23 protein-coding genes are annotated in these 26,239 nt (G+C 38.7%); all 23 read right to left on the bottom strand.

Features of this window, described 5'->3' with window-relative positions; all coding sequences use genetic code 11:
• Window positions 1–272: 272 nt before the first annotated feature.
• The gene (locus BKP57_RS20550; RefSeq protein ID WP_050353535.1) at window positions 273–2,390 is read right to left on the bottom strand and encodes a polyribonucleotide nucleotidyltransferase; all 2,118 of its coding nucleotides are present in this window, start codon (window positions 2,388–2,390) and stop codon (window positions 273–275) included.
• Window positions 2,391–2,677: 287 nt separating this feature from the next.
• Window positions 2,678–2,947 (bottom strand): 30S ribosomal protein S15, encoded by a 270-nt coding sequence (rpsO, locus tag BKP57_RS20545; protein WP_050352784.1) that lies wholly within the window; start codon window positions 2,945–2,947, stop codon window positions 2,678–2,680.
• Window positions 2,948–3,245: 298 nt separating this feature from the next.
• Complete coding sequence (locus tag BKP57_RS20540) at window positions 3,246–4,190, bottom strand: bifunctional riboflavin kinase/FAD synthetase (protein WP_050352783.1); 945 nt, start codon at window positions 4,188–4,190, stop codon at window positions 3,246–3,248.
• Window positions 4,191–4,210: 20 nt separating this feature from the next.
• On the bottom strand, window positions 4,211–5,104 hold the full coding sequence (gene truB, locus BKP57_RS20535; RefSeq protein ID WP_072742256.1) for a tRNA pseudouridine(55) synthase TruB: 894 nt from the start codon (window positions 5,102–5,104) through the stop codon (window positions 4,211–4,213).
• A 203-nt stretch (window positions 5,105–5,307) separates the two neighbouring features.
• Window positions 5,308–5,649 (bottom strand): 30S ribosome-binding factor RbfA, encoded by a 342-nt coding sequence (rbfA, locus tag BKP57_RS20530; protein WP_050352781.1) that lies wholly within the window; start codon window positions 5,647–5,649, stop codon window positions 5,308–5,310.
• Between the two features lie 46 nt (window positions 5,650–5,695).
• Complete coding sequence (locus BKP57_RS20525; protein ID WP_050352780.1) at window positions 5,696–5,974, bottom strand: DUF503 domain-containing protein; 279 nt, start codon at window positions 5,972–5,974, stop codon at window positions 5,696–5,698.
• On the bottom strand, window positions 5,971–8,139 hold the full coding sequence (gene infB / locus BKP57_RS20520) for a translation initiation factor IF-2 (protein ID WP_050352779.1): 2,169 nt from the start codon (window positions 8,137–8,139) through the stop codon (window positions 5,971–5,973). The genes BKP57_RS20525 and infB overlap by 4 nt, the downstream gene beginning before the upstream one ends.
• A gap of 16 nt (window positions 8,140–8,155) precedes the next feature.
• The gene (locus BKP57_RS20515; RefSeq protein ID WP_050352778.1) at window positions 8,156–8,458 is read right to left on the bottom strand and encodes a L7Ae/L30e/S12e/Gadd45 family ribosomal protein; all 303 of its coding nucleotides are present in this window, start codon (window positions 8,456–8,458) and stop codon (window positions 8,156–8,158) included.
• Window positions 8,448–8,729: an RNase P modulator RnpM gene (gene rnpM, locus BKP57_RS20510; protein WP_050352777.1), complete on the bottom strand. Its 282-nt coding sequence runs from the start codon at window positions 8,727–8,729 to the stop codon at window positions 8,448–8,450. Before rnpM ends, BKP57_RS20515 begins: the two co-directional genes overlap by 11 nt.
• A gap of 14 nt (window positions 8,730–8,743) precedes the next feature.
• Window positions 8,744–9,841 (bottom strand): transcription termination factor NusA, encoded by a 1,098-nt coding sequence (gene nusA, locus BKP57_RS20505; protein WP_050352776.1) that lies wholly within the window; start codon window positions 9,839–9,841, stop codon window positions 8,744–8,746.
• A 15-nt stretch (window positions 9,842–9,856) separates the two neighbouring features.
• Window positions 9,857–10,327, bottom strand: a complete 471-nt coding sequence (gene rimP, locus BKP57_RS20500; RefSeq protein WP_050352775.1) for a ribosome maturation factor RimP — start codon at window positions 10,325–10,327, stop codon at window positions 9,857–9,859.
• Window positions 10,328–11,285: 958 nt separating this feature from the next.
• Window positions 11,286–15,572, bottom strand: coding sequence for a PolC-type DNA polymerase III (locus BKP57_RS20495; RefSeq protein WP_050352774.1), 4,287 nt, complete (start codon window positions 15,570–15,572; stop codon window positions 11,286–11,288).
• Between the two features lie 88 nt (window positions 15,573–15,660).
• Window positions 15,661–16,926 carry an RIP metalloprotease RseP gene (rseP, locus tag BKP57_RS20490; RefSeq protein WP_050352773.1) on the bottom strand — a complete coding sequence of 422 codons (1,266 nt, stop codon included), beginning with the start codon at window positions 16,924–16,926 and terminating at the stop codon, window positions 15,661–15,663.
• A 401-nt stretch (window positions 16,927–17,327) separates the two neighbouring features.
• Window positions 17,328–18,125, bottom strand: coding sequence for a phosphatidate cytidylyltransferase (locus BKP57_RS20485; RefSeq protein ID WP_050352772.1), 798 nt, complete (start codon window positions 18,123–18,125; stop codon window positions 17,328–17,330).
• Between the two features lie 13 nt (window positions 18,126–18,138).
• The gene (locus BKP57_RS20480) at window positions 18,139–18,900 is read right to left on the bottom strand and encodes an undecaprenyl pyrophosphate synthase (RefSeq protein ID WP_050352771.1); all 762 of its coding nucleotides are present in this window, start codon (window positions 18,898–18,900) and stop codon (window positions 18,139–18,141) included.
• Between the two features lie 197 nt (window positions 18,901–19,097).
• A complete protein-coding gene (frr, locus tag BKP57_RS20475) occupies window positions 19,098–19,646 on the bottom strand; it encodes a ribosome recycling factor (protein ID WP_050352770.1) in 549 nt (182 codons plus the stop codon).
• Window positions 19,647–19,648: 2 nt separating this feature from the next.
• Complete coding sequence (gene pyrH / locus BKP57_RS20470) at window positions 19,649–20,371, bottom strand: UMP kinase (protein ID WP_072742255.1); 723 nt, start codon at window positions 20,369–20,371, stop codon at window positions 19,649–19,651.
• 95 nt (window positions 20,372–20,466) lie between these two features.
• On the bottom strand, window positions 20,467–21,351 hold the full coding sequence (gene tsf, locus BKP57_RS20465) for a translation elongation factor Ts (RefSeq protein ID WP_072742254.1): 885 nt from the start codon (window positions 21,349–21,351) through the stop codon (window positions 20,467–20,469).
• A gap of 95 nt (window positions 21,352–21,446) precedes the next feature.
• Complete coding sequence (gene rpsB / locus BKP57_RS20460) at window positions 21,447–22,199, bottom strand: 30S ribosomal protein S2 (RefSeq protein WP_050352767.1); 753 nt, start codon at window positions 22,197–22,199, stop codon at window positions 21,447–21,449.
• Between the two features lie 935 nt (window positions 22,200–23,134).
• On the bottom strand, window positions 23,135–23,569 hold the full coding sequence (locus tag BKP57_RS20455) for a DUF6115 domain-containing protein (RefSeq protein ID WP_072742253.1): 435 nt from the start codon (window positions 23,567–23,569) through the stop codon (window positions 23,135–23,137).
• Window positions 23,570–23,584: 15 nt separating this feature from the next.
• Window positions 23,585–23,875, bottom strand: coding sequence for a hypothetical protein (locus BKP57_RS20450; RefSeq protein WP_050352765.1), 291 nt, complete (start codon window positions 23,873–23,875; stop codon window positions 23,585–23,587).
• 148 nt (window positions 23,876–24,023) lie between these two features.
• Window positions 24,024–25,400, bottom strand: coding sequence for a flagellar assembly protein A (locus BKP57_RS20445; RefSeq protein WP_072742252.1), 1,377 nt, complete (start codon window positions 25,398–25,400; stop codon window positions 24,024–24,026).
• Between the two features lie 50 nt (window positions 25,401–25,450).
• Window positions 25,451–26,230 carry a FliA/WhiG family RNA polymerase sigma factor gene (locus tag BKP57_RS20440; protein WP_072742251.1) on the bottom strand — a complete coding sequence of 260 codons (780 nt, stop codon included), beginning with the start codon at window positions 26,228–26,230 and terminating at the stop codon, window positions 25,451–25,453.
• Between the last annotated feature and the right edge of the window lie 9 nt (window positions 26,231–26,239).

Below are 26,239 nucleotides of genomic sequence, written 5' to 3'. Positions count from 1 at the left end.
AGCAAATGGAACGAATCAACTAAAGATTTAGGAATCATGCCACTAAAAACAGGGGTATGCACGCCTGAGCGGCAAGCCCGTTTTTAGTCGGCCTTCCTCTTAAAGACGAACCGATGAGGCCTTATCGTAGGGCACATTTCTAAAGTCGCATCGTTGCTGGGCTCATGCGCCGGACGTGGCTAGTCGGTTATTTCGTTATCCACAAGCACCTCTTTTAGGTTCCTATGCAATAAAAAAGAAACTGGGTTGCCAGCTTCTTGTTTACTACGTTGTTATTTTTGATTTTTTGCAGCTTCTTTTCTTTCCCGTTCTTCTTTTAACACAGCTTTTCGAGACAAGTTTACTCTACCTTGATGGTCAATTTCTTTTACTTTCACTAAAATTTCATCACCAATGGAAACGACGTCTTCTACTTTATTTGTACGCTCTTCTGCCAGTTCAGAAATGTGAACCAGACCGTCTTTTCCTTTAAATAATTCAACAAAAGCGCCAAATTTCTCAATTCGTTTTACTTTTCCAAGGTATAATTGTCCAACCTCGACTTCGCGTACTAAGTCCTCAATAATTTTCTTCGCTTTTTCGTTCATTGCTGCTTCAGTGGATGAAATAAATACACTACCATCTTGCTCAATATCAATTTTTACACCTGTCTCATCGATGATTTGATTAATTTGCTTTCCGCTTGGTCCGATTACATCGCGAATTTTATCCGGATTAATTTGCATGGTTAAAATCTTCGGTGCATATTGAGAAAGGTTATCTTTTGGTTTTTCAATGGTCGCAAGCATTGACTCAAGAATATGCATTCTGCCTTTTTTCGCTTGATGCAATGCTTCTTCTAAAATTTCTTTAGACAAGCCATCGATTTTGATATCCATTTGTAATGCGGTTACGCCTTTTGCTGTTCCTGCCACTTTAAAGTCCATGTCGCCAAGTGCGTCTTCCATTCCTTGAATATCGGAAAGAATCGTATAATCATCACCGGATTTGACCAGCCCCATTGCAATACCTGCTACTGGTGCCTTAATTGGGACTCCGGCATCCATCATAGCAAGCGTACTTGCACAAATACTTGCTTGCGAGGTTGATCCATTAGACTCCAACACTTCTGATACTAAACGAATCGTATATGGAAATTCTTTTTCGGATGGAATCACTTTCTCTAAAGCTCGTTCTCCTAATGCACCGTGCCCAATTTCACGACGACCAGGTCCTCTGATTGGTCCCGTTTCTCCAACACTATAAGCAGGAAAATTATAATGGTGCATAAAGCGTTTAGATTCCTCTAAATCAAGACCGTCAAGGATCTGTACATCGCCTAAAGCACCTAGTGTACAGACACTTAATGCTTGCGTTTGTCCCCTTGTAAATAATCCGGAACCATGTGTACGCGGCAATACATGAATACGAGACGATAGTGGACGAATTTCATCAATTTGTCTCCCATCAGGACGAACCTTTTCTTTCGTAATTAATCGTCGTACCTCTGCTTTTACCATTTGATCAAGAATTGCCTTGACCTGCTTGCCTGCTTCTTCGTCTTCTTCGTAAGCTTGTAGTACTTCTTCTTTCACTGCAGCAATAGCTTCTTCGCGTGCATGTTTTTCTTTAACTTGAATAGCCTCAATCAACTTATCTTTCGCTTCCACTTCCACTTTTGCAGCTAGCGTTTGATCGATATCAAATAAAGTCGGTTCCTGTTTTTTAATCCCAACAGCTTCCACAATTCGCTCTTGAAACTCAACTAAACGAACAATTTCCTGGTGTCCAAACATAATTGCTTCTAGCATGACTTCCTCTGGGACTTCATTGGCACCAGCTTCTACCATATTAATCGCGTCTTTTGTTCCAGCAACGGTCAATTCAATATCACTTTTTCCTTCTTGCTCAATCGTTGGATTAATGACAAATTCTCCATCCACACGACCGACATTCACCCCTGCAATCGGTTCTGCAAATGGAATGTCAGAAATACATAAGGCAATCGATGAGCCGATCATTGCCGCAATTTCGGATGGACAATCTTGATCTACGCTCATCACAGTGCTTATTACTTGAACTTCATTCCGATAACCATCTGGAAATAAAGGACGGATTGGTCGGTCAATAAGACGTGAAGACAGAATCGCTTTTTCACTTGGTCTTCCTTCCCGTTTAATAAATCCTCCTGGTATTTTACCTACTGCATATAGGCGTTCTTCATAGTTCACAGTCAAAGGGAAAAAAGGAAGGTCCTTTGGCTCACTGGAAGCCGTAGCTACTGATAGTACAGCAGTATCCCCATAATGAATCATACAAGCGCCATTTGCTTGTTTTGCTAATTCTCCAGTTTCAACGGCAAATTTTTTTCCGGCTATTTCTGTAGAGAATTGTTGTTTTTCTTCTGCCATTAGTTCATGTGCTCCTTTCAAATAACATTCTACCTTACATTTTATAGTTTATAAGCATGATTGTAAATTTTATGTAGATAAATCAAAGGTTTGACCAAATTTTATGTACATATACCATTAAACAACCATCTCTCGGTTCTATTATATACATCGAACACCTGTAAGAAAAGTACAAGCCTTTATAAACTTCATATGGTTATTTTCTTACAAAGATAATTAAAACACTTTACAATGCTCACAATTTACGATGTGCCCACAGAAAAAAGCAGGATTTCTCCTGCTTTTTCTTATCGGCGTAGACCGAGCTTTTGAATTAATTCACGGTAACGAGTAACATCTTTATTACGTAAGTAGTTCAATAAGTTACGGCGTTTACCGACCATTTTTAATAATCCGCGACGTGAATGATGATCTTTTTTGTGAACACGTAAATGTTCGTTCAACGTCGTGATTTCTGCAGTTAGTACAGCAATCTGTACTTCTGGAGAACCAGTGTCGTTGTCATGAATTTTGTATTCATTAATGATTTCATTTTTACGCTCTTGTGAAATAGCCATTTGGCTCACCTCCTATTTACATTTAAAATCCCCAATTCCCTAGCAAACGTCGGAGTTACGATTTGCCAAGCAATGGTTCAACGTTTTCTATCTTACACTTAGTTAGCAAAAAATGCAAGTATAATGTGAACCTTTCATCAGTTGGGGCTTTCATTCATCCCCCACTGATGGCTAGTACCGTAATGGTATGACCTCAAGACATCTGAACTAAATCTAACATTGTCTTTCATATGCCTCTGGATTTCTCCTTACAAGAAGGAGATGGAGACCATACTGCCAATTACATGCATGAGAAAAGTTATGATGGATTAGAAAAGAAGCGTCGAATTTGCTTCTCATCATTGGCAATTTGCTCCTTCAACTGCTGCATGCCAGGAAATTTCAGTTCCTCACGAATAAAGGAATGGAATTCGACTAACAATTCTTCTCCATACAATTCATGATTATAATCAAATATATGCACTTCAAGGATCGGCTCCGCTAGGTTTGCTTCAAAGGTTGGGTTAAAACCAAGACTTGCCATTCCTTCGTATTTTTCTTGTTTATAAAAGATTTTAACCGCATAGATACCCGGTTTTGGTAGTAAAGCATCTTGATTCGTCTGCATATTAGCAGTAGGATAACCCATTTGTTTTCCACGCTGTGCGCCTTTAACAACAAACCCATCAACGAGTAAAGGTCTTCCAAGTAATGCATTTGCCTTTTCGATTTCCCCTGAAGCTAGTAACTTGCGAATTCTTGTCGAGCTGATTTTTTCCCCATCACATTCGACCTTATCTACCTTTGTAAAGATAAATGCTCCATCTGCGTGTTCAGTTATAGTATCCACATTTCCGCTGCCTTTATGACCATAAGAAAAATCAAAGCCAGCAACAAGGTGCTTTATGTGGAGACCTTTAATAAAATGATCGATAAATCCTTGTGGTTCCAAAGCGGCCAACTCTGAATTAAAGGTAATAATATATAATCTCTCTACACCGAGTCGTTGTAAAACTTCTTGCTTTTCACGTAATGGAGTAATATATTTTACTTGCTGCTTGTCTTTTCGTAAGACAACAGATGGATGCGGATAAAACGTAATGACAGCACTTTCCATCTTTCTTTGCTTTGCTTCTTTAATTGCGGTTTTTATGACATGCTGATGCCCTTTATGTATTCCGTCAAAAAACCCAATAGCTGCAACTGTTTCTGGGAGTTCTTCTAGTATGAGAGTGTGCGGATATGTTAATTCAATTGTTCGCATCTTACTTCACCTACACTTTTTTATCTACTAAATACACGGACTGGCTTTATATAGCCTGCTTGCTTTTCATGAGATTGATAAATGGCTAGAACACGATTCTGATGCATGATAACAAATGGATCTGTCCTCAATTGGATATTATTAGGTAGTTTTTGCCCATATAACACCTTTTTAGCTGTCTCGGAATCGACATTCCATACATCCAGATGGGTTAAACCCATTTGAATTGGATATAATAACGTAGCTTCTTGTTTTTTAAAAATGACCTCTTCTATTGTAGCAAATGTAACCGCATTTTTGTTGGAAAATGCTCCTGTTGCCTCTCTTACTAATGTCAACATATGCGCAGGGTATCCTAGAGCTTTTCCGATGTCTACACATAAGGTACGAATATAGGTTCCTTTTGAACAAACAACCCGAAATGCGATCGAATGTTCCTGTTCATTCGGAGTCGAAAGTAGCTGTATTTCATCAATCCTAACTCGCCTGACTGGTCGCTCCACGTACTGATTTTCTCTAGCATACTCATATAGCCTTTTCCCTTTTACTTTAACTGCTGAGTACATGGGAGGGATTTGATTAATTTCCCCTATAAATTGCCGCATTACATCTTCAATATGCTGTTGTTCCGGCATCACTTCTACCGATTTTTCCTCAATCGGATTACCAGACGCATCCTCCGTATCTGTCGCGACTCCCAATTTTAGCTTAGCGCTATATGTCTTTTTTGTATCGGTTAAAAAAGGAACAATTTTTGTTGCTTTTCCAATGCAGATAGGTAAAACCCCCTCCACATCTGGATCTAATGTACCTGTATGTCCTACTTTTTTTGTTTGAAACATTTTGCGGATTTTAATCACACAATCATGAGAAGTAAGGCCTTTTGGTTTCCATAATGGCAATATTCCATCCATATGTGAAATCCCTCATTTCTTTGTAAAGTGAAGCTTCAATCAGGTCTTGTAAAGCAAAAGTCTCACTCCATTGAGATGATGGAAAAAATCTGACCTAAAACAGGTCAGATTCTAATTCCAGTTCGTCATCTCCATATGAATTGGCTAATTTTCAATAAGATACAAACACATCTGTCGGTGTAACAAACAGTGTCGCCCGAGCGTTATTTATTTAAATCTTTTAAAATAGATTCAATTCGATTGCCATATTCATATGCTTCATCAAATTCAAACATCAATTCAGGTGTTTTTCGCAATCGAATACGTTTGCCAATTTCTGAACGGATAAATCCTTTCGCTTTCGCCAGACCAAGTAACGTATCCTTCTTTTGCTTATCATTACCTAAAACGGAAATAAATACTTTTGCTTGCTGTAAGTCACCTGTAACTTCTACATCTGTGACTGTAACAAACCCAACTCGTGGGTCTTTAATTTTTCGAGTTAAGATTTCTCCCAGTTCCTTTTTCATTTGTTCGCCCACTCGATTGGCACGTAGTTCAGCCATTTCGTTCACCTCATTATTATCTTAAAAACCCCATTTGGGCATGTTTCTAGACTCGTTCTACATGAGTAATGGTTCGTTCCAGTTCCGTGTATGAATCAATAACGTTCATTACGTCTTGCATTACTTGCTCTGCATGTGCTAACTCTGTTGATATAGTAACGATTCCTAATTTTGTTCGCTGCCATAGATCATGGTAATCTAGTTCCGTCATAGCTATATTAAAGTCTTGCTTGCACTTGGTTAGAACAGGTTTTATAATGGAGCGCTTCTGTTTTAACGAATGGCTTTCATATAAAATACATTCTACTTCAGCGTAGAGAATCATACTCGCTTGATTTCCTCCATAATAAATGCTTCAATGATATCTCCTTCTTTTATATCATTAAAGTTCTTAATCGTAATACCACATTCATAATTTTGCGCTACTTCTTTTACATCATCTTTAAAACGTTTTAAGGCTTCAATTTCCCCTTCAAATAGAACAACACCATCACGAATTAATCGGACACCGGCATCGCGGGTGATTTTTCCGTCAGTTACATAGCTACCAGCAATGGTTCCAATTTTCGACACCTTAAATATTTCACGTACTTCCGCTTGACCTATTACTTTTTCTTCATATTCAGGGTCAAGTAGCCCTTTCATAGCCGCTTCTACTTCCTCAATTGCTTTATAAATAACACGATGTAATCGAACATCTACTTTTTCTCTGTCAATCGCTTTTTTCGCATTTGCATCTGGTCGTACATTAAACCCGATGACAATTGCATTTGATGCTGCAGCCAAGATAACATCGGATTCCGTAATCGCACCTACGCCAGAATGAATAATTTTTATATTCACGCCTTCTACTTCGATTTTCCTTAACGAAGAAGCAAGCGCTTCTGCTGATCCTTGAACGTCTGCTTTAATGATAATATTAATTTCTTTCATTTCACCTTGTTTGATTTGTTCAAACAAGTCATCCAAACTAACCTTCGTCTGTTCACTGCGGCTTTCCTGAATTTTTTTCTGCTGTCTAGCCTCACCAATTTGACGTGCTTTTTTCTCATCTTTGAAGACAAGAAATTGATCTCCAGCCTCTGGTACTTCATTTAGTCCAGTAATCTCCACAGGTGTAGATGGCCCTGCTTCGGTGACTCGCTGACCGACATCATTCACCATTGCCCGAACACGACCGTGCGTATTTCCAACCACAATAGAATCACCAACATGTAATGTTCCATTTTGAACGAGCAAGGTTGCTACAGATCCTCTTCCTTTATCCAATTGTGCATCAATTACTGTTCCAAATGCATTATTATTCGGATTGGCCTTTAGTTCCTCTACTTCAGAAACAAGGACAATCATTTCTAATAGTTCATCAATTCCTTCTCCCTTAATTGCAGAGAGGTTCACAAAAATTGTATCTCCGCCCCAATCCTCAGGAACAAGTTCATATTCCGTTAATTCTTGCATGACGCGGTTTGGATTAGCAGCTTCTTTATCCATTTTATTAACAGCGACAATGATTGGAACTTCAGCTGCTTTTGCATGGTTGATTGCTTCTACGGTTTGTGGCATAACTCCATCATCAGCAGCAACAACTAGAATCGCAACATCCGTTACTTGAGCACCACGAGATCGCATGCTTGTAAATGCAGCGTGCCCTGGAGTATCCAAGAACGTAATTTTCTTGCCGTCATTCTCAACCTGATAAGCGCCAATATGTTGCGTAATACCACCAGCTTCTCCTGCAGTAACCTTCGTATGACGGATGGAATCCAATAATGTTGTTTTCCCGTGGTCTACATGCCCCATAATGGTTACAACTGCTGGTCGTTCTACCAAGTCTTCCGGTTTATCCTCCGAAATATATTTATCTAAATCCGTATCTTCAAGAATGATTTCTTTTTCAACTTCTACATCAAATTCAGCACAAATTAATTCAATAGAATCGTCATCTAAATCTTGATTTTTTGTTGCCATTACACCAAGGAACATCAGCTTTTTTATAATTTCTGACGCATCTTTATTTAATTTATCAGCAAGTTCACTAACCGTTAACGTACCATGATATTTGATTGCTTTAGGTGTTTCTTTTTTCACCGTTTGTTGATTAGCTGGTGCTTTCGTATTGCTCTTGCCTTTTTTCCCTTTTATTTGCTTTCCGTGGGTTTTTTGCTGTTGCTTGTTTGGTTTATGCTGAGTGTTTGATTTATGTTGATTATTTGATTTGTTTTGTTTCATGTTGTTTTGCTGACTATGATTCGAATTTGATGGATTCACATGTTGCTTTGGTTTTTTAGTCTTTGTTTGATTAGCATCTCCTGCTTCTTTCTTGTCTTGCTTTTGCGCTTTATATTTTTTATCAAGCATGGCAATTGTATTTGGAGAAATTGTCGACATATGATTTGTCACATCGACATCCTTTTCCTTAAGAAATGCAACTACTGCTTTACTTGATAGATTATTTTGTTTTGCATATTCATATACACGCATTTTACTCATACGTTCACCCCCGAATTTATTCCCCGAGTAGCGTCTTAATCTTAGCAGCAAATCCTGCGTCTAAAATAGCTACTGCTACTCTCTGGGTCTTCCCAATTGCATTCGATAACGTTTCTCGGTCATCTACTATAGCATATGGGATTTTATAGGTTTTACATTTATCGGTTAGTTTCTTTTTCGTTTGTGGACCAATATCCCTTGCCAGCAAGATTAATACAGCGCGTCTGGCTCTGATATCTTTGAGTATAGCATCTTCACCAAGCGAACATTTTCCAGCTCGAAAAGCAAGGCCAACAAGGTTAAGATAACTATTTTTCATTTGTTGGACCTGCAACTAACTCTCTTAATTCATTAAAAACTGTTGCGTCAACGGTCGCATTTAAATGCTTGTTTAACGCATTTGTTTTTTCCGCTTGGTCAATAACAGCAATATCCTTACAAAGATAAGCTCCCCTGCCATTTTTCTTACCAGTTGGGTCTACAAAAACTTCTCCCTCTTTATTACGGACCACACGAATTAATTCCTGCTTTGGCATCATTTCATTTGTTACAACGCATCTGCGAGTAGGCACTTTACGTTTTTTTACCATGCCTGATCCCCTCCTTATTCAAACAAACTTTCTTCATTGTCAGAATAGGCTTCATCTTCTTCGACCAATAACCCTTCTTCTCTTGCTTCTGTTTCACTTTTTATATCAATTTTCCAACCAGTTAATTTCGCTGCAAGCCTTGCATTTTGACCTCGTTTACCAATTGCCAACGATAATTGATAATCCGGTACAATAACGGTTGTTGCCTTCTCTTCCTCATTTACAAGTACAGATATTACCTTGGAAGGGCTTAAAGCATTCGAAACATAAACAGTAGGATCATCAGACCATTGTACAACATCAATTTTTTCACCTTTAAGCTCATTCACAATCGCTTGTACTCTTTGGCCCTTCTGACCGACGCAAGACCCTACAGGATCAATGTCAGGGTCAGGTGCATATACGGAAACTTTAGAGCGATCGCCAGCTTCTCTAGCTACAGATTTAATCTCCACGATCCCATCATATATCTCCGGTACTTCCATTTCAAATAACCGTTTCAGTAACCCGGGATGGGATCTAGAAATATATATTTGCGGTCCCTTACTTGTATTTTCCACTTTCGTAACATACACTTTAATCCGATCATGCACATTGTATTCTTCTGTAGGCATTTGTTCGGCTTCAGCGAGTTTTGCTTCTATTTTACCAAGATGTACATAGACGTACCGTGCATCCTTTCGTTGAATAATCCCAGTCATTACGTCATCCTCGCGATCGGAGTATTCCGAAAAGATAACGCCGCGTTCTGCTTCTCTAACCCTTTGTGTCACAACTTGTTTTGCAGCTTGAGCGGCGATACGGCCAAAATCTTTTGGTGTTACTTCCACTTCAACCACATCATCAATTTCATAATTGGGATTGATTTCTTTTGCTTCTTGAATCGAAATTTCTTGTTGATGATCTTCTACTTCTTCTACAACGTTTTTTCGAGAAAAGACAGCCATCTTTCCCGTTTCCTCATTAAGTTCAACACGAACGTTTGTGGCTGATTTGAAATTCTTTTTGTATGCTGAAATTAAAGCAGCTTCCAGTGCTTCCAATAGAATTTCCTTATCAATACCTTTTTCTCTCGCTAAATAATCAATTGCATCGAACAATTGCGTGCTCACTTTTTTTCTCCCCCTTTAAAACGTTACAGCCAATCTCGCTTTGGCTACTTTGTCAAATGGAATCTCTACCGTTTGATTACGGGTTTTAACTTTATATGATATAGTTAACACATCATTCGTAAAATCAATTAGCTTTCCTTCATATACTTTTTCACCATGGATTGGCTCATATAGTTTAACGTATACTTGCTTATTGATATTCTCAACAAAATCTTGCTTCTTCTTTAAAGGACGCTCTGCACCTGGTGAAGATACTTCTAAAAAATAGGCATCTGAAATTGGGTCTCTTTGATCCAATTGTTCACTCAATTCTTCTGATACCTCTCCACATTCGGTAATATCAACGCCACCTTCTTTATCAATATACACACGTAGGAACCAATTTTTCCCTTCTTTCACATATTCCACATCAACTAATTCAAGGTTTTTTTGTTCCAGGATAGGGAGAACTAATTCTTCCGTTGTTTGTATTACTTTTGAACTCAACACGTATCCTCCTTTTACTTATACTTTTTTTACTCCATGGAAGGTTTGTTTAAGACGCCCGGTCCATATGCTGCATAGCCACTAATTAAAACAAGATGGCTAACTTACCTATAATGCTCTTGCGAAATTGATTAATTCATCTTCATTCACAGCATTTCTGCCTTTGATCAGCAATAACCTGTCTGTCTTCCTTTTAAACACGCATTATTAGTATAAACCAATTTCTGTAATTTCATTTACCAGTAGCTAAACCACTTGAAAACTCCATAGAAACAAAGGCGCAAGTGCCCGTTTAGCAACGTAGTGAATGGAACGAATCAACTAAAGATAAGGAATCATGCCACTAAAAACAGCGGTATGCCGACGCCTGAGCGGCAAGCCCGTTTTTAGTCGGCCTTCCTCTTAGGGACGAACCGATGAGGCCTTATCGTAGGGCGCATTTCTAAAGTCACATAGTTGCTGGACTCATGCGCCGGACGTGACTATTCGGTTATTTCATTATCCATAAGCACCTAAGTTTATACTTTCTTATTCTTTAAAAAAGTTAACCACAACCTTTACGACCGATACTTATCGTAAAGGAGCAGTGACAATCATTAGCCCACTGAGAAACATGGTATTAATAAAGTGAATCTTCCATCAGTGGGGGTTTTCATTCATCCCCCACGGCTTGTTAGTAACGTAATGGTATGACCTAAAGGCCGCTTACAAAACAGGACATTTAGTTGGGATAAAACATTACCACAGCTGCAATACAGCTTTTAAGAATGGGCTTTGTTCTTCTGCCACATACAAAAACGAGCCAACTTCAATACAAAACCCCTGCCGAAAGGTGTGGCAAGGGAGTTGTGGGAACAAGTTGAAGTATGAAGAAAGAGTGGGTAAATACCCACTCTTTTAAACGTTCGTATCGTTACTTACCAAAAATAGTATATCATATGGTAATGGACCTTGCAAGCTAGAACAAGGAAAGCTGATTTTGTTCAGCCATCCCTTCCAAACATCCGTGATTATCTAAGTATTCTAAGACAGTTTTGGAAATTTTGCTTCTCTCCCGCAGGTCTTCTTTGGATAGGAATTCTCCTTCTTCTCTAGCTTTTACAATGTTGAGTGCAGCGTTTGTTCCTAAGCCATCGACAGCATTAAACGGTGGAATTAAAGCATCGCCTTCAACAATAAATTCTGTCGCACTAGAACGATAGAGATCTACTTTCTTAAAAGAAAAACCTCGTTCACACATTTCTAAAGACAGTTCTAAAACGGTCAGTAAACTTTTTTCTTTCGGAGAGGCATCATTTCCTTTAGCGGTTATCATTTCAATCCGTTTACGAATAGCATTGGATCCTTTAATCATCGTGTCGAGCTCAAAGTCATCTGCTCGAACAGTAAAATAGGCAGCATAAAAGAAAATCGGATGATGCACTTTGAAATAAGCAATTCGAACAGCCATCAATACATAAGCCGCGGCATGCGCTTTTGGAAACATATACTTAATCTTTTTACAAGACTCGATATACCAATCTGGAACATCGTGCTTTTTCATTTCTGTAATCCACTCGTCTTTTAGTCCTTTCCCTTTACGGACAAACTCCATAATTTGGAAGGCTAAGGAGGCATCGAGACCCTTATGCATGAGATAAACCATAATATCATCGCGACAACCAATGACGTCTGGGAGTTCACAAATACCATCATTAATTAGCTCTTGAGCATTACCTAGCCACACATCGGTACCATGTGATAAACCAGAAATAATGACAAGCTCTGCGAATGTATTCGGTTTTGTATCTTCAAGCATTTGCCGAACAAACTTCGTTCCAAATTCTGGTACACCAAGCGTTCCCGTTTTACAATTGATTTGTTCTGCCTTCACCCCTAAGGCTTCAGGACCCGAAAAGATTGTCATCACATCTGGATCATCTGTCGGGATTGTTTTCGGATCAATTCCGCTTAAATCCTGGAGCATACGTATGACTGTCGGATCATCGTGTCCAAGTATATCCAATTTCAATAAATTGTCATGAATGGAATGGAAATCAAAATGCGTCGTCCTCCATTCACTGTTTCTATCATCTGCTGGATATTGAATAGGCGTAAAGTCAAATATTTCTTTATCGTCAGGAACAACAATTATTCCTCCAGGATGCTGACCTGTCGTTCGTTTCACTCCTGTACATCCTTTTACAAGTCGATCAACTTCTGCGTTTTTATAGACCAGCTGTTTATCTGAAGCATACCCTTTGACGTAACCATATGCTGTTTTTTCTGCAATCGTTCCAATTGTTCCAGCACGGTAAACATTGTCAATTCCGAACAATTCTTTCGTATAATTGTGAGCGCGTGGCTGATAAGATCCGGAAAAGTTCAAATCAATATCAGGAACTTTGTCACCTTTAAAGCCTAAAAATGTTTCGAACGGAATATCTTGTCCATCTTTAGTTAATGGAGTTGCGCATGTTGGGCAATTCTTATCTGGCAGGTCAAATCCACTTCCTACCGAGCCATCCGTAATAAACTCATTGTAATGACAGGACGGGCACACATAATGTGGTGGCAATGGATTTACTTCAGTTATTTCTGTCATTGTCGCCACAAAAGAGGATCCGACTGAACCCCTGGAACCTACCAAGTAACCATCATCGAGAGACTTTTTAACTAGTTTTTGGGAGATAAGATAAATAACACTAAATCCATGACCAATAATACTTTTCAGTTCTTTTTCTAATCGGTCCGTAACGATTTCGGGAATCGGCTCGCCGTAAATTTTCTTTGCTCTTGTATAGCAAAGGTCACGTATTTCCTGATCTGCTCCTTCAATCGTCGGTGTAAACAGCCCATCCTTAACTGGTGCTATTTCTTCAATTTCATCAGCAATAGCTTGGGTATTCGTAATGACAATTTCAGTTGCCTTCTTTTCCCCTAAAAAGTAAAAGGCCTCTAGCATTTCATTGGTCGTACGAAATGGTGTTTGTGGCAATGTCACTCGGTTTAATGGATTTCCAGCTTGGGAAGCGATAAGAATTTGTCTGTAAATCTGATCCTGTTCATCTAGATAATGAACATTTCCCGTAGCGACTACTTTTTTATCCATACGCTCACCTAACTGGACAAGATTTTTAATAATATCTAATAGCTGCGCCTCATTCTGCACTAAATCTTTTTCTATTAAATGGGCATAATTTGCAGGTGGCTGCACTTCAATATAATCATAGAATCGGGCAACAGCTTCTGCTTCTTCTGCTGATTTTTGCATCATTGTCTCAAACACTTCGCCCTGATCACAGGCAGATCCGACGAGAATTCCTTTACGATATTTTTGTAATACCGATCGAGGCAAGCGAGGGACCCGGTAAAAATAATCGATATGGGCATAAGAAACAAGCTTATACAGGTTTTTTAACCCTTCTTCTGTTTGTGCGATTAATATACAGTGAAAAGGTCGCGAACGCTGATATGCGTTACCTTCGCCCATATGATTGTTCAGTTGGTTATGATTGGTAATCTCTTTTTCGAGCAATGCTTGAACAAGCTTCCATAATAAATAGCCTGTTGCCTCCGCATCATAAATCGCCCGGTGATGCTGTGTTAATTCAATATCCAGATGCTTACATAACGTATTCAACCGATGATTCTTCAAATGCGGAAATAGGAATCTGGCTAACTCCAACGTATCAATGACCGCATTTGCCGCTTTGTCAAACCCTAGTTTTTTAAAACCTTGATTTAAAAATCCCATATCAAAACTTGCATTATGGGCTACTAAAATATCATCTGCCATCCAATTACGAAAGTCGGTTAAGACCTCTTCTACTTCTGGTGCGTTTTGTACCATCTCATCGGTAATCCCGGTAAGATCTGTTGTTGTCTGTGATAAAGGATGGTGCGGATTTGCAAAAGACTCGAATCGATCGACAATTTCACCTTGATGGATTTTAACCGCAGCCAATTCAATAATCGTATCATAAACAGCCGATAAACCAGTCGTTTCTACGTCAAATACAACATATGTACCAGTAGCTAAATCTAAATCTTTGTCATTATAAGCGATAGGCACTCCGTCATCGACTAAATTTGCCTCTACACCGTACAGCACTTTTATATTGTGCTTCTTCCCTGCATTATAAGCCTCTGGGAAGCCTTGAACCCCTGCATGGTCAGTAATTGCTATCGCTTTATGTCCCCATTTGGCAGCTTGGGCAATTAAATTTGCCGGGGAAACGACAGCATCCATTTGGCTCATCGTCGTATGTGCATGCAATTCGACCCTTTTTTCTTCATCTGGGGCTACGTCTTTTCGAGGCTCCACTTTAATCTCATGAATATCATTAGCCATCATTGCTAGTTCGTTTGAATACATATCTGTTTGGATGCTGCCTCGAGCTTTGATCCACATGCCCTCTTTCACAACATCAAATTTCTCTGCATCCTCTTCGCCTTTGGAGAACATTTTAATTTGCAGCGAGTCGGTATAATCTGTTGCCTTTATGATAAGCAAGCTGCGGCCCGAGCGTAGTTTGCGAATATCAACAGCGAAAATATAACCTTGAACCGTTACTCTGCGTTCTTCTTCTAATATTTCTTCCATCTGAACAGGCTCATCTTGAATTTTGTAGCCAAACATCAATGGTTTATTTTCTGGCTGAAGCTTTGCTTGATCTCGTTTCGTTTTTTCTTGTATCGTACGCTGTACCAGTTGCTGATCCTCGGCGGCTTTCTGTTCTTTAAATTGCTGGATAGCTTCTAATTCTGGTTTGACTTCAATTTGCAAGTGAAAATTAGGCAAACCTGATTTGGAGCAATAAGCTTTGAACGGCTCTTCTAGTCGCTTTTTAACAGCTTTTCCTTCTGCTTCATTTCTTGCGGTTAACATAATATTATTACCGTTAACCTTTGGCGTTTGTGATTGGACCATATCTTTGTACGCTGGTGATAAATGGGTAAAAGATTGAATAAAATTTTCCCAATAATTGAGAGTTGTCTGCTCACTACATGATCTATTTGCTGTTTCAATCGTCAATTCCACATTGGCAATTTGTGCAAAGCAAGTTTGTAGCTGATGTTTAAATAGTTGATAAACTTCACACGGCAATACTTGATTGGTACTTATATGAAAATGCCATGTCTTTGTTTGCTTAAAAATTTCCAGCTTATTTAAGTAACTATCCGCAAAATAGGCTAAATGGTCTTCTGAAATCTGCAATTGCCTTAACAGTACATCCATTTTTTCTTTTTTTGAAATATCCATTTGTATCCTCCTGTACCGTCCATTAAATAAAAAGCTGTAAAACCCCTGCCGCACAAACTGACAAGGGTTTTATTCTTTGTATTACTGTTTAAAGGAATAAACGTTGAATATCGTTCCAAGTAACAATAATCATAAGCAGCATCAAAAGCGCAAAGCCGACAAAATGAAACAAGCCTTCTTTTTCAGGAGCAATTGGCTTGCCACGTACAGCCTCGATCCCCACAAATAATAATCTGCCACCATCCAAAGCCGGCAGTGGAACGAGATTGACGATCCCTAAGTTAATACTTAACATCGCCGTCCAGAGCAGGAAGTTCGTAAAGCCGGTTTGAACAATTTGATCTGTGGCATCATATATACCAACTGGGCCAGATAATGCATCAAGTGACAATTGTCCTGAGATTAGCATACCTAAGTTGGTCAAAATGAGCTTCGTTGTTTCATACGTTTTTGAAAAACCGTACGTCACCGTGCCAAGAATTGATTTTTCATATGCCGGATAGACTCCTATTTGACCAAAAGACTCTTGTCCTTCAACACCTTCTACTTCTTTTGGTATGATTGTTAATGTAACCTCTTCTCCATCACGAAGAACTGTTACATCAAGCTCTTCACTTGGACGTTCTCTGATGATGGTTGTAAATTCCTCCCAAGTTGATATTGGCTCTCCTTCTAATTGCACTACTTCATCGCCATTCTGCATACCAGCTTCAGCTGCTGGGCTATCCGCTATGATTTCACCCATCCTTGCTTCCTCAACTTGAGTTCCTTGTACTAGCCCTATGATGATAAAAATAACGATCGCTAAGATAAAGTTCATCATTGGTCCTGCAAACAATTGCATTGCCCGCTGTCCCACAGTTTTTGAAGCGAACTGTCTGTCATACGGTGCAATTTGTGTTTCTTGTTCATCCATAACAAAAAAAGCTTTCGGATCTACTTCAAAAATCAGCTTCTCCTCTTCGTCACCAACTTCATAGCCTTTAATTTGCAACGCGTGGTCCAAGTCTGCTTCTTCAATTTCAATGATGCGAGCATGTGGGTGCTTTGATTTGTGATTAACGATAATTTTATTCACTTTTCCTGATTCACTAAATTCCAATCCGACATGATGTCCAGGTTTTAATTCAATAATCTCTGGATCAAACCCTGCAACTCGTACATACCCACCGATTGGAAGGAGCCGAATGGTATAAACGGTTTCGTTCCGAGTAAAGGCAAACACTTTTGGGCCAAAACCAATCGCAAATTCGCGAGCCAACATGCCAGCTCGTTTAGCAAAGATTAAATGTCCCCATTCATGAATGAATACGAGGAGACCAAACATCAAAATAAACGCGATTACTGTATTCAAATAAAGCACCTTCCTTTAGAAGTATAGGATGACCTTACACCTGCTTGATGCGTAATAAAGCAACACACACCTGAATTGATTCCTTACTATTTTAGTCCATTCACAAAAGGCAAGCGGTGGAACTATTTTTCTCTATCTTGTATAAAAAGTTACTTTTCTTTCTACTTTATCCCGCATATAGGATGCTGTAAGACTTCCATTAAGAACTGGAGAAACCCATACTACAGCAAGTCTAAGTGGGAGATAACAGCACCTACATGCCCTATTTCGCAAGCGTCCTTTAGGTCATACCATAACAGTACCAACAATCTGTGGGGAAAGAGAATCCCCACTCATGACTAAAAAATATAGTCGCATCGTTCCCATTTCAAACCACATGGATATCGATGCTTACTTGCCTATTAATTGAAGAACCCGACAAGATGCAAAATTGGCAGGACAAATAATAAACTGTCGAAACGGTCTAAAATACCGCCATGACCGGGAAGTACATTACCTGAATCCTTGACCCCAAAATGACGTTTAAAAGCCGATTCAACTAAATCACCAATTTGACCAAATACAGAAGCAATCACTGCTACTCCCATCATAACAATTATACTGTCTTCAAGCGGATGAATGAGTTGAAATATTATACTTACTATAATGGCTAATAGAACGCCACCTAATGCACCTTCAATTGTTTTATTTGGACTAATTTTTGGCCATAGCTTTCGTTTTCCAAATGCTCGGCCAAAGAACAATGCTCCTGTATCAGTTGACCAGATAAGGAGAAATATATAGAGAATCGTTGCCAATCCTCCTCCTTCACTATCTCTAGCTAACAGCAAATAATAAAAACCGAATCCTACATAGATCGCCGATATTAAGACGATACCTGCATGGTCAAAGGTAAATTTATTCTTTACTAATACTGTGTAGGATAGGAGCAACAAAACAATGAGCATTAATATTTCTGATTTCGTCAGCCACATAAAAGGGATGGCTTCCATATGTTCTGGTCTTAACAACACCCATAAAAGCACAATTCCTAGGATGGAGGGAATCGAGTATTTAGCAATATTCCCCATTCTTAATAACTCTAAAAAACCAATCGTTGCCATTGCGTAAACTAAAATCTCAAATGGAAGGCCACCAATAATAACGAATGGAACAAAAATTATTAGTGCAATGATGGCCGTAACTATCCGTTGCTTCATATACTACCTCACCTTAAATACCGCCATAACGACGCTGGCGTTGCTGATATTCTTCAATTGCTTGTTTAAATACTGCTTCATCAAAATCTGGCCAATAAACATCGGTAAACCAAAATTCAGTGTATGCTAGCTGCCATAATAAAAAATTGCTTAATCGTTGTTCACCGCTTGTTCGTATTAACAGATCAGGATCACTTAGTTCTTTTGTATATAAGTACTTGGCAAAGATTTCTTCATCTAAAGCATCCATCGATAGCTTTGAATTTTGGATATCTGCCATTACTTGTTTCGTTGCTTGTACAATTTCGTATCTACTACCATAGTTTAAAGCAAAATTTAATAATAATCCATCATTATTCCTTGTTTTATCAATGGCGTATTGAACAGCTTCTTTTGTATGCGCCGGCAGGGCATCAAATTCACCAATCGTTTGAATACGAACGTTTCTTTCCATTAGCTCAGGTAAGTGAATATGTAAAAATTCCTTTGGAAGCTTCATTAAGAAATCAATCTCTTTTTGCGGTCGTTTCCAATTTTCAGTGGAAAATGCATACAATGTCACTATGTTGACATTGCATTTATGCGCTGCGCGAACAGTTCTTACTACTGAATCAACACCCTCTTTATGACCAGCAATACGTGGCAATGACCTTTTTTTCGCCCATCTCCCGTTTCCGTCCATAATAATGGCAACATGGTTGGGAATGTTCTCCGTATTCGTTAATGGTTCTGATTCTTTTCGTTTCTTTTTTGTAAAGGGAAGTCTAATTGACATAGTTTGTCCTCCGAATATGTGTCAACGTTTCTAGTTTCTTATCTGCACATATATATGATGTACAGTTGTGTTCTATGATACTTGAATCATCATTATATCATGTAAACCAAGTTTTATTATACCGATTTTTTCACAGGAATACAAAAGCCCCCTTAAAAAAAGAGGGCCTTTTCTTCCTATTTTACCATGGAATTGCATTAAACTTCCATAATTTCTTTTTCTTTATCTTTTGCAAGCTGGTCAATTTGGGCTATATATTTATCAGTCGCTTTTTGTACATCATCTTGTAAAGCTCGTATATCGTCTTCTGAAATACCGTCTTCTTTTTTCAGCTGGTCATTTGCTTCACGACGAATATTTCTCACTTGTACACGAGACTCTTCGGCGTATTTACCGACAACTTTCACCAAATCTTTCCGACGTTCTTCCGTTAAAGCTGGAATATTAATGCGAATAACATTCCCATCACTGGAAGGCGAAATACCTAAATCTGCTTTTTGAATACCTTTTTCAATATCTGAAATAGCTGATTTATCAAAAGGAGTAACAACGAGTAGCCTTGCTTCCGGAGCAGAAACAGATGCAATTTGGTTTAATGGTGTACTCATACCGTAGTACTCCACAAAAACACTGTCCAATAAAGCTGGGTTTGCTCTTCCAGCTCTTACAGTAGCCAGATTTTTAGAAAAGGCTTGTATAGCTTGCTCCATTTTTTCATTCATTTTTTTCAATATACCATCCGACATTTTTATTTCCCCCTTATTGTAGTTCCGATTACTTCACCTTGAACAACACGTTTAATATTTCCTTCTTCAATAATGGAGAAGACAACTAAAGGAATATCATTGTCCATGCACAAAGTTGAAGCGGTTGAATCCATAACTCCAAGGCCTGCATTTAACATTTCCATATAAGAAAGATTCTCATACTTCTTTGCATTTACATTCAGTTTAGGGTCGTCTGTGTATACGCCGTCTACATTATTTTTCGCCATTAAAATGACTTCTGCTTCAATTTCAGCAGCACGTAATGCTGCAGTTGTATCGGTTGAAAAAAATGGATTTCCGGTACCAGCAGCAAAAATGACAACTCGCTTCTTCTCCAAATGGCGGATTGCTTTTCTTCTTATGTACGGCTCAGCCACTTGACGCATTTCAATGGATGTCTGTACTCGCGTTGGTATACCGATGTTTTCCAGTCCATCTTGAAGCGCTAAAGCGTTCATAATTGTTGCCAGCATTCCCATGTAGTCAGCATTAGCACGATCCATTCCCATTTCACTGCCTACTTTACCGCGCCATATGTTTCCACCACCAACGACAATGGCGATTTCCACACCCATTTCAGCAACTTCTTTAACTTGATCAGCGATAGACTGGATAATCTTTGGCTCAATGCCATATCCAAGTTCGCCACTTAATGCTTCGCCACTTAATTTAAGCACAATTCTACGGTAACGAGCTGTTGTCATAGTAACCTCCATAGAAAATATAATAGTTTATTGTATACAAATCCTTAAGTTGTATGGAGAAATAGGGAACAATTGCTTGCTCCCTATCAACCAATTTATTTTTTAATTTGGTTCATCACTTCATCTGCAAAGTTTTCTTCACGTTTTTCCATACCTTCGCCTACTTCATAACGCACGAAAGCTTTTACAGAAGCTCCTTTGTCCGCAACAAATTTCTTCACTTTTTGATCTGGGTCTTTAACAAAGCTTTGCTCTAATAAACAAATTTCTTCAAAGAATTTACCAAGACGACCTTCTACCATTTTTTCAACAATTTTTTCCGGCTTGCCTTCGTTTAATGCTTGCGCTTTTAACACTTCGCGCTCATGATTTACTTCTTCTTCTGCCACATCTTCACGAGAAATGTAACGAGGATTTACTGCAGCAATATGCATCGCAACATCTTTTGCAGTTTCTTGGTCTGTTGTTCCTTCTAGTAGTGTAAGAACACCAATGCGTCCACCCATGTGTAAATACTCTCCAAATGTATCGTTGTCTGTCTTCGTTAGGACGGTAAAACGACGAAGAGATAATTTTTCACCGATTTTTGCAACTGCAGCTTTAATGTGGTTTTCAACCGTTTCTCCTGTTGTTTCCATCGTTTGTTGAAGTGCTTCTTCAACTGTTTCTGGTTTTTGAGCTAGCAAATGAGTCGCTAATTCAGACAACAGATCCTTGAATTGATCGTTTTTAGTTACAAAGTCTGTCTCACAATTTACTTCTAATAATACTGCCGTATTGCCCTCCGTTTGAATGTACGCAGACCCTTCAGCAGCAATACGATCCGCTTTTTTAGCTGCTTTAGAAAGACCTTTTTCACGTAAGTAGTCTACAGCAGCATCTAAGTTGCCATCTGTTTCCTGTAGCGCTTTTTTGCAGTCCATCATACCTGCACCAGTTTTTTCACGTAATTCTTTTACCATTTTTGCAGTGATTGCCATTTAAAATCCTCCTTAAGATCATCGACTAATTCATTTTTCTTTAAAAAAGGTGATAAAAGGCTCTCATCCTCTTATCACCCTCACCTTTCTCATGATTACTCTTGTTCTGTTTCCGTTGCTTCTTCTTTAGATGCTTCTTCTGATGCTGGAGCTTCGTCCATTTCTTCACCTTGTTTCACTTCTAAAATAGCATCTGCCATTTTGGAAGTCAAAAGTTTCACAGCACGAATTGCATCATCATTTGCAGGAATAACATAATCAATTTCATCAGGATCACAGTTTGTATCCACAATTCCGATGATCGGAATATTTAATTTATGAGCTTCAGCAATTGCAATTCGTTCTTTACGTGGATCAATTACAAACAACGCATCTGGAAGTTTGTTCATTTCTTTAATACCACCAAGGAATTTGACTAAGCGATCTTTTTCCTTAAGTAGATCAACAACTTCTTTTTTTGGTAGTACTTCAAATGTACCGTCTTCTTCCATACGTTCAATATCTTTTAAACGGTTGATACGCTTACGAATCGTTTGGAAGTTTGTAAGGGTTCCACCTAACCAACGTTGGTTTACATAAAACATACCTGAACGAATCGCTTCATCCCGTACAGATTCCTGTGCTTGTTTTTTTGTTCCAACGAATAAAATAGTTCCTCCGTCGGCAACAACTTGCTTTACATAATTGTAAGCTTCATCAACCTTTTTAACTGTTTTTTGCAAGTCGATAATGTAAATACCATTACGTTCTGTAAAGATGTATTTTTTCATCTTTGGGTTCCAGCGACGAGTCTGGTGACCAAAATGTACACCAGCTTCAAGTAGCTGCTTCATTGAAATAGCTGACATTATAAATTCCTCCTAATTGGTTTTTTCCTCCGTATTAGATCCTCTTTGTAAATAGACCAATTAAGTTGGCACCTTATTTACAAATCCCTATACGTGTGTAATTGACGTACTGACACTTAGTAACACAGTACATTATCTTCACACCACAAGATAATATACCATAACAAATGACAGGATTCAAGTGTTTTTTTTAATTAGTCTGGCAAGTATGTATGGAAGCTGTTCTCCCCATCGTGATTTTTTATTGTATAGGAAACAATAAAATGATGTGCTTGTGGATAACGAAATAACCGAATAGCCACGTCCGCGCATGAGCCCAGCAATTATGCGACTTTAGAAATGCGCCCTACGATAAGGCCTCATCGGTTCGTCTTTAAGAGGAAGGCCGACTAAAAACGGGCATGATTCCTTATCTTTAGTGGATTCGTTCCATTCACTACGTTGCTAAACGGACGTTTGCGCCTTTGTTCTACTATAGGAAAGTATAAGATTTTTTTGGTTTATAGTATAAGAAAAACAAAGGCTTCCGCCATTAGACTTGGCGACAAGCCAAGTTTTTCTAATGTCGCACAGATCTAAAATATTTTCTCTTTATCTTCACTACGAAACCCGATATACCCATTCGCTTTCTGCGGCAGCCCCTCCACTTCCTCGGAACCAAAAAGTGGCTTCCTGCAGGATTTTCGATTTCCCATGAGGCATGGTAGGCTATGGCAGCAAGGCATCATGAAGAAAATGTGTATTCTATAATTGAAGGGTCTTCGTGTATCTCCACTGCTTTTTGGAGTTGCTAACTCTTACTCATTATCCATTTCTCATCGCCCACTAGTCCCACATTTAGATGCTCATCAAGAGTAACTCCCCTAAATCAAGCAAAATATATTTTTTCTTTTAATTGCCTTTAAGCTTTGCCATATCCCGCCGTTCATTATCACTTAATTGTCGGATGACATGTGATAGAGCTTTACCGTTAATTCTGCTTCTGTTTTTCCGCAATTTAATTGCTGGGCGATTTCTGAAGGCGTGAACCCTTGACTATACAATTGCAAAATTTTCCCTTGCAGAGAAGTTGTCATTTCATCCTGTGGCTTCGTTTCGTTGTGAATACTTTCTATTTCCGGCGAGGATATATGTGCTTGCTTTTCTACCTCTCGCTTCTCTTCTTGCTGATTATTTTTTTGCTGCGCCAATTGCTGCTGTAAGTGCAAGTTTTCCTGTTTAATTTCATTAATATATTCCGTAAATAAAGCATTCATTTCAGAAGTATCGTACCGCTCGCTATTTTTCAATTGTTTAAACAATCGAAAAATAGCTGTAAGGGTGACTATATGTAATAAAAAACTAATGATTAATAATAGAGATGTCACCATCTGTTCACCGCTCTCCTATCCATTTAAATCAATTTCTTTTCCTAAATAAGGATGTTTATCCGTGTGGCATTGACTTTTCTTTTTCTTTGCAAGCGACTGGCTTGTTTTTGATTGGTGCTCAAGCTTTAACAAATGAGGCTGATGGACATGATTTACCTGTTTTCTTTTTCTCAGTTCCTCCAATAATTGATGCTGTGTAAGAGAGGCTTGATATTGTTGACTTTGATTGAGAAGTTGTTGTTGTACTTTACCTGCATCTTGAGAGCGTGGAATAGCCACTTGCAATTCAATTGATTTCCATCCCATATTATTTCACTCCCTTTAACATACCGGAAAAGTGAAGCTCCATTCGTGGGTGACGCTGCTGTAGCCTCCTTTTCCTCGTTGCTTACTAATCGACATTTGGATATCGGTTTCTTATTTTAAAAATCAGACACGCTTTAAGCGGAAGTGCTTAGTTATCAGATAGTGGATGTGTGACAATTTCGTTGTCAACCAGCTGTACTTTTACCCGTTGATAATCTGCTTTACTAACACGATAATATTTTCCAAACGCTACTACCACATTCGTATATAAATAATTACGGACAATTAATGCACCGTTCTCCCCACTCCCCAGTTTGGAAGTAAGCTGACGTATAGCTTGCTCTACCTTTTTCAAACGCTCTTCGGTCTTATTCCAAGAGTGTTTATAACGAAGTAACGTAATTTTAAGCTTGGGATCATTCTCTACCTGTTGCCCCTGTATTTTTTTCTCTAATAAAGCTAATTTGGAAAGAGTAGCCTCCAATTCTTTCTTTTCATCGAGTAATTTCTGCTCTTGTTTCTCTGTGCGATGATCTACGCCAAACATAATTTCTGTTTTAACACCTACGCGATTGCCAACATCTTTTGCTTCTACTGTATTACCGACCGAGATTGTGCCTCCAACAATGCTGCCTCTTTGGCAAAAAACGTGTCCAGCCACTGTACATTGGCTGTGAAAAATAGAATTTTCTACAAATAAATCCTGCCCCGCCACAATATTCCCCTGGTTAATGTAACCGATATGAATGGATTCAGCAGCATGAATACTCCCCGTCCCTTGTCCTGCCAGACCTTCTGAGATATAGACAGAACCACCGGCAGTAACCGATGCTGCTTCAACCATACCAAATATTTTGACATCTCCTTTTGCTTTAACGGTGTACCCAGCAGGGACATCGCCATGTATGATAATAGTGCCTATGAAATCTAAATTACCTGTCTTCATAGATAAAGTTTGCTGTACTTCAAAAACAGGCAAAACCTGAATGAACCTTCCTCGCTTGTTTAATTGCCCTTCAGAAGTGGCATAAAATCCTTGATCTGCTTCGCGAAATACAACATTCTTCCCTTCTTTTACAGCGGCTGGTTTACCAGGAATGGATGGGACAACAGCACCGCTTACGTTCATACCGTTCTTTCCTTCTGTAGGCGGAATGAGTGTAGCAATTTTTTCACCTTTTTTCACGGAAGGGATCCGCATAACATCACGAAAATCACATACTTCATCTCGAACCATAACTGGGTTGAATTCGACATGATAGTGAACTTGACCATCTTTGCCGTGAATTGGCTGTTTTCCCTCGGCAATGGTTAACGGATAGGTAACTTTAGAAGCCTTGTAGACTAACATATGGATTGCTTCCTCTATGATGCCATATGTAACATCATTCTCCATTAAAAATTCCCTTATATCGGCTTCCGTTATTTGTTGCGCCGTATGATCATCATCCTTAATCCTATTTATTTGTGCTACCATTTTATCTTGGGAGACGTTAATTTTAAATGTCTTTTTTAATTGTTCCATTTGTTGCCCTCCTTATTGTAAACAAATAAAGCAAGACTTACTGAAACAAGTTAGGATATAGCTTGAACTTTTTTCAATATACTGTGAAGCTTTGCAATCGATTTTTTATGAATTTGCGATATCCGTGATGTGGTTAATCCAAGTACTTCTCCTATTTCTGTTAATGTTAATTCTTCATGGTAAAATAAGCTGATTACTAATTGCTCATTTTCATTTAGATGTTTAATACCCTCTTTTAATTCTTCTTTCAATTCACTTTCTATAACTTGAGTTTCCGGTGTAATCGATTTTGTATCAGGAATGGAATAACCAATTCCTTCTTTCAGCTTTAGCTTCGGATCACTCGGTTTTTCTTCAATGGAAAGGACATTAGCAAATAAAGAATCACACATCGCTGCTTCCACCTCTTTGACGGTCATACCTGCATGCTCGGCAATTTCAGCAGTGCTTGGTACCCTTTGATATTGCTGTTCCAATTGATTTGATATTTGCTCGATCTTTTTTGTTTTTTCTCGTAAAGATCGAGGGAGCCAATCTTCTTTTCGTAAGCCATCAATAATCGCACCTTTAATACGGAAGGAAGCATACGTATCAAACTTCAATTCCCGACTGCGGTCAAATTTTTTCAGTGCATCATAAAGCCCCATTAATCCAAAGCTTTTTACGTCTTCTTTCATTACACTATTTGGCAAGTGGCTTGCGATTCTCTCCACATGAAAGCTAACTAAATACATATAATTCTCTATCAGTTCATTTGCTGCTTCCATATCATAGGTATCAAACCAATTATTCCAAAGCTTTTGTTCATGCGGAGATGGATTCACCTTCATCTTTATCAC

This window comes from Virgibacillus sp. 6R (assembly GCF_001895305.1).
Taxonomy (GTDB): domain Bacteria; phylum Bacillota; class Bacilli; order Bacillales; family Amphibacillaceae; genus Virgibacillus; species Virgibacillus pantothenticus.
The sequence above is the reverse complement of the archived record's forward strand: the minus strand, read 5'-3'. Positions and strand labels throughout refer to the sequence as shown.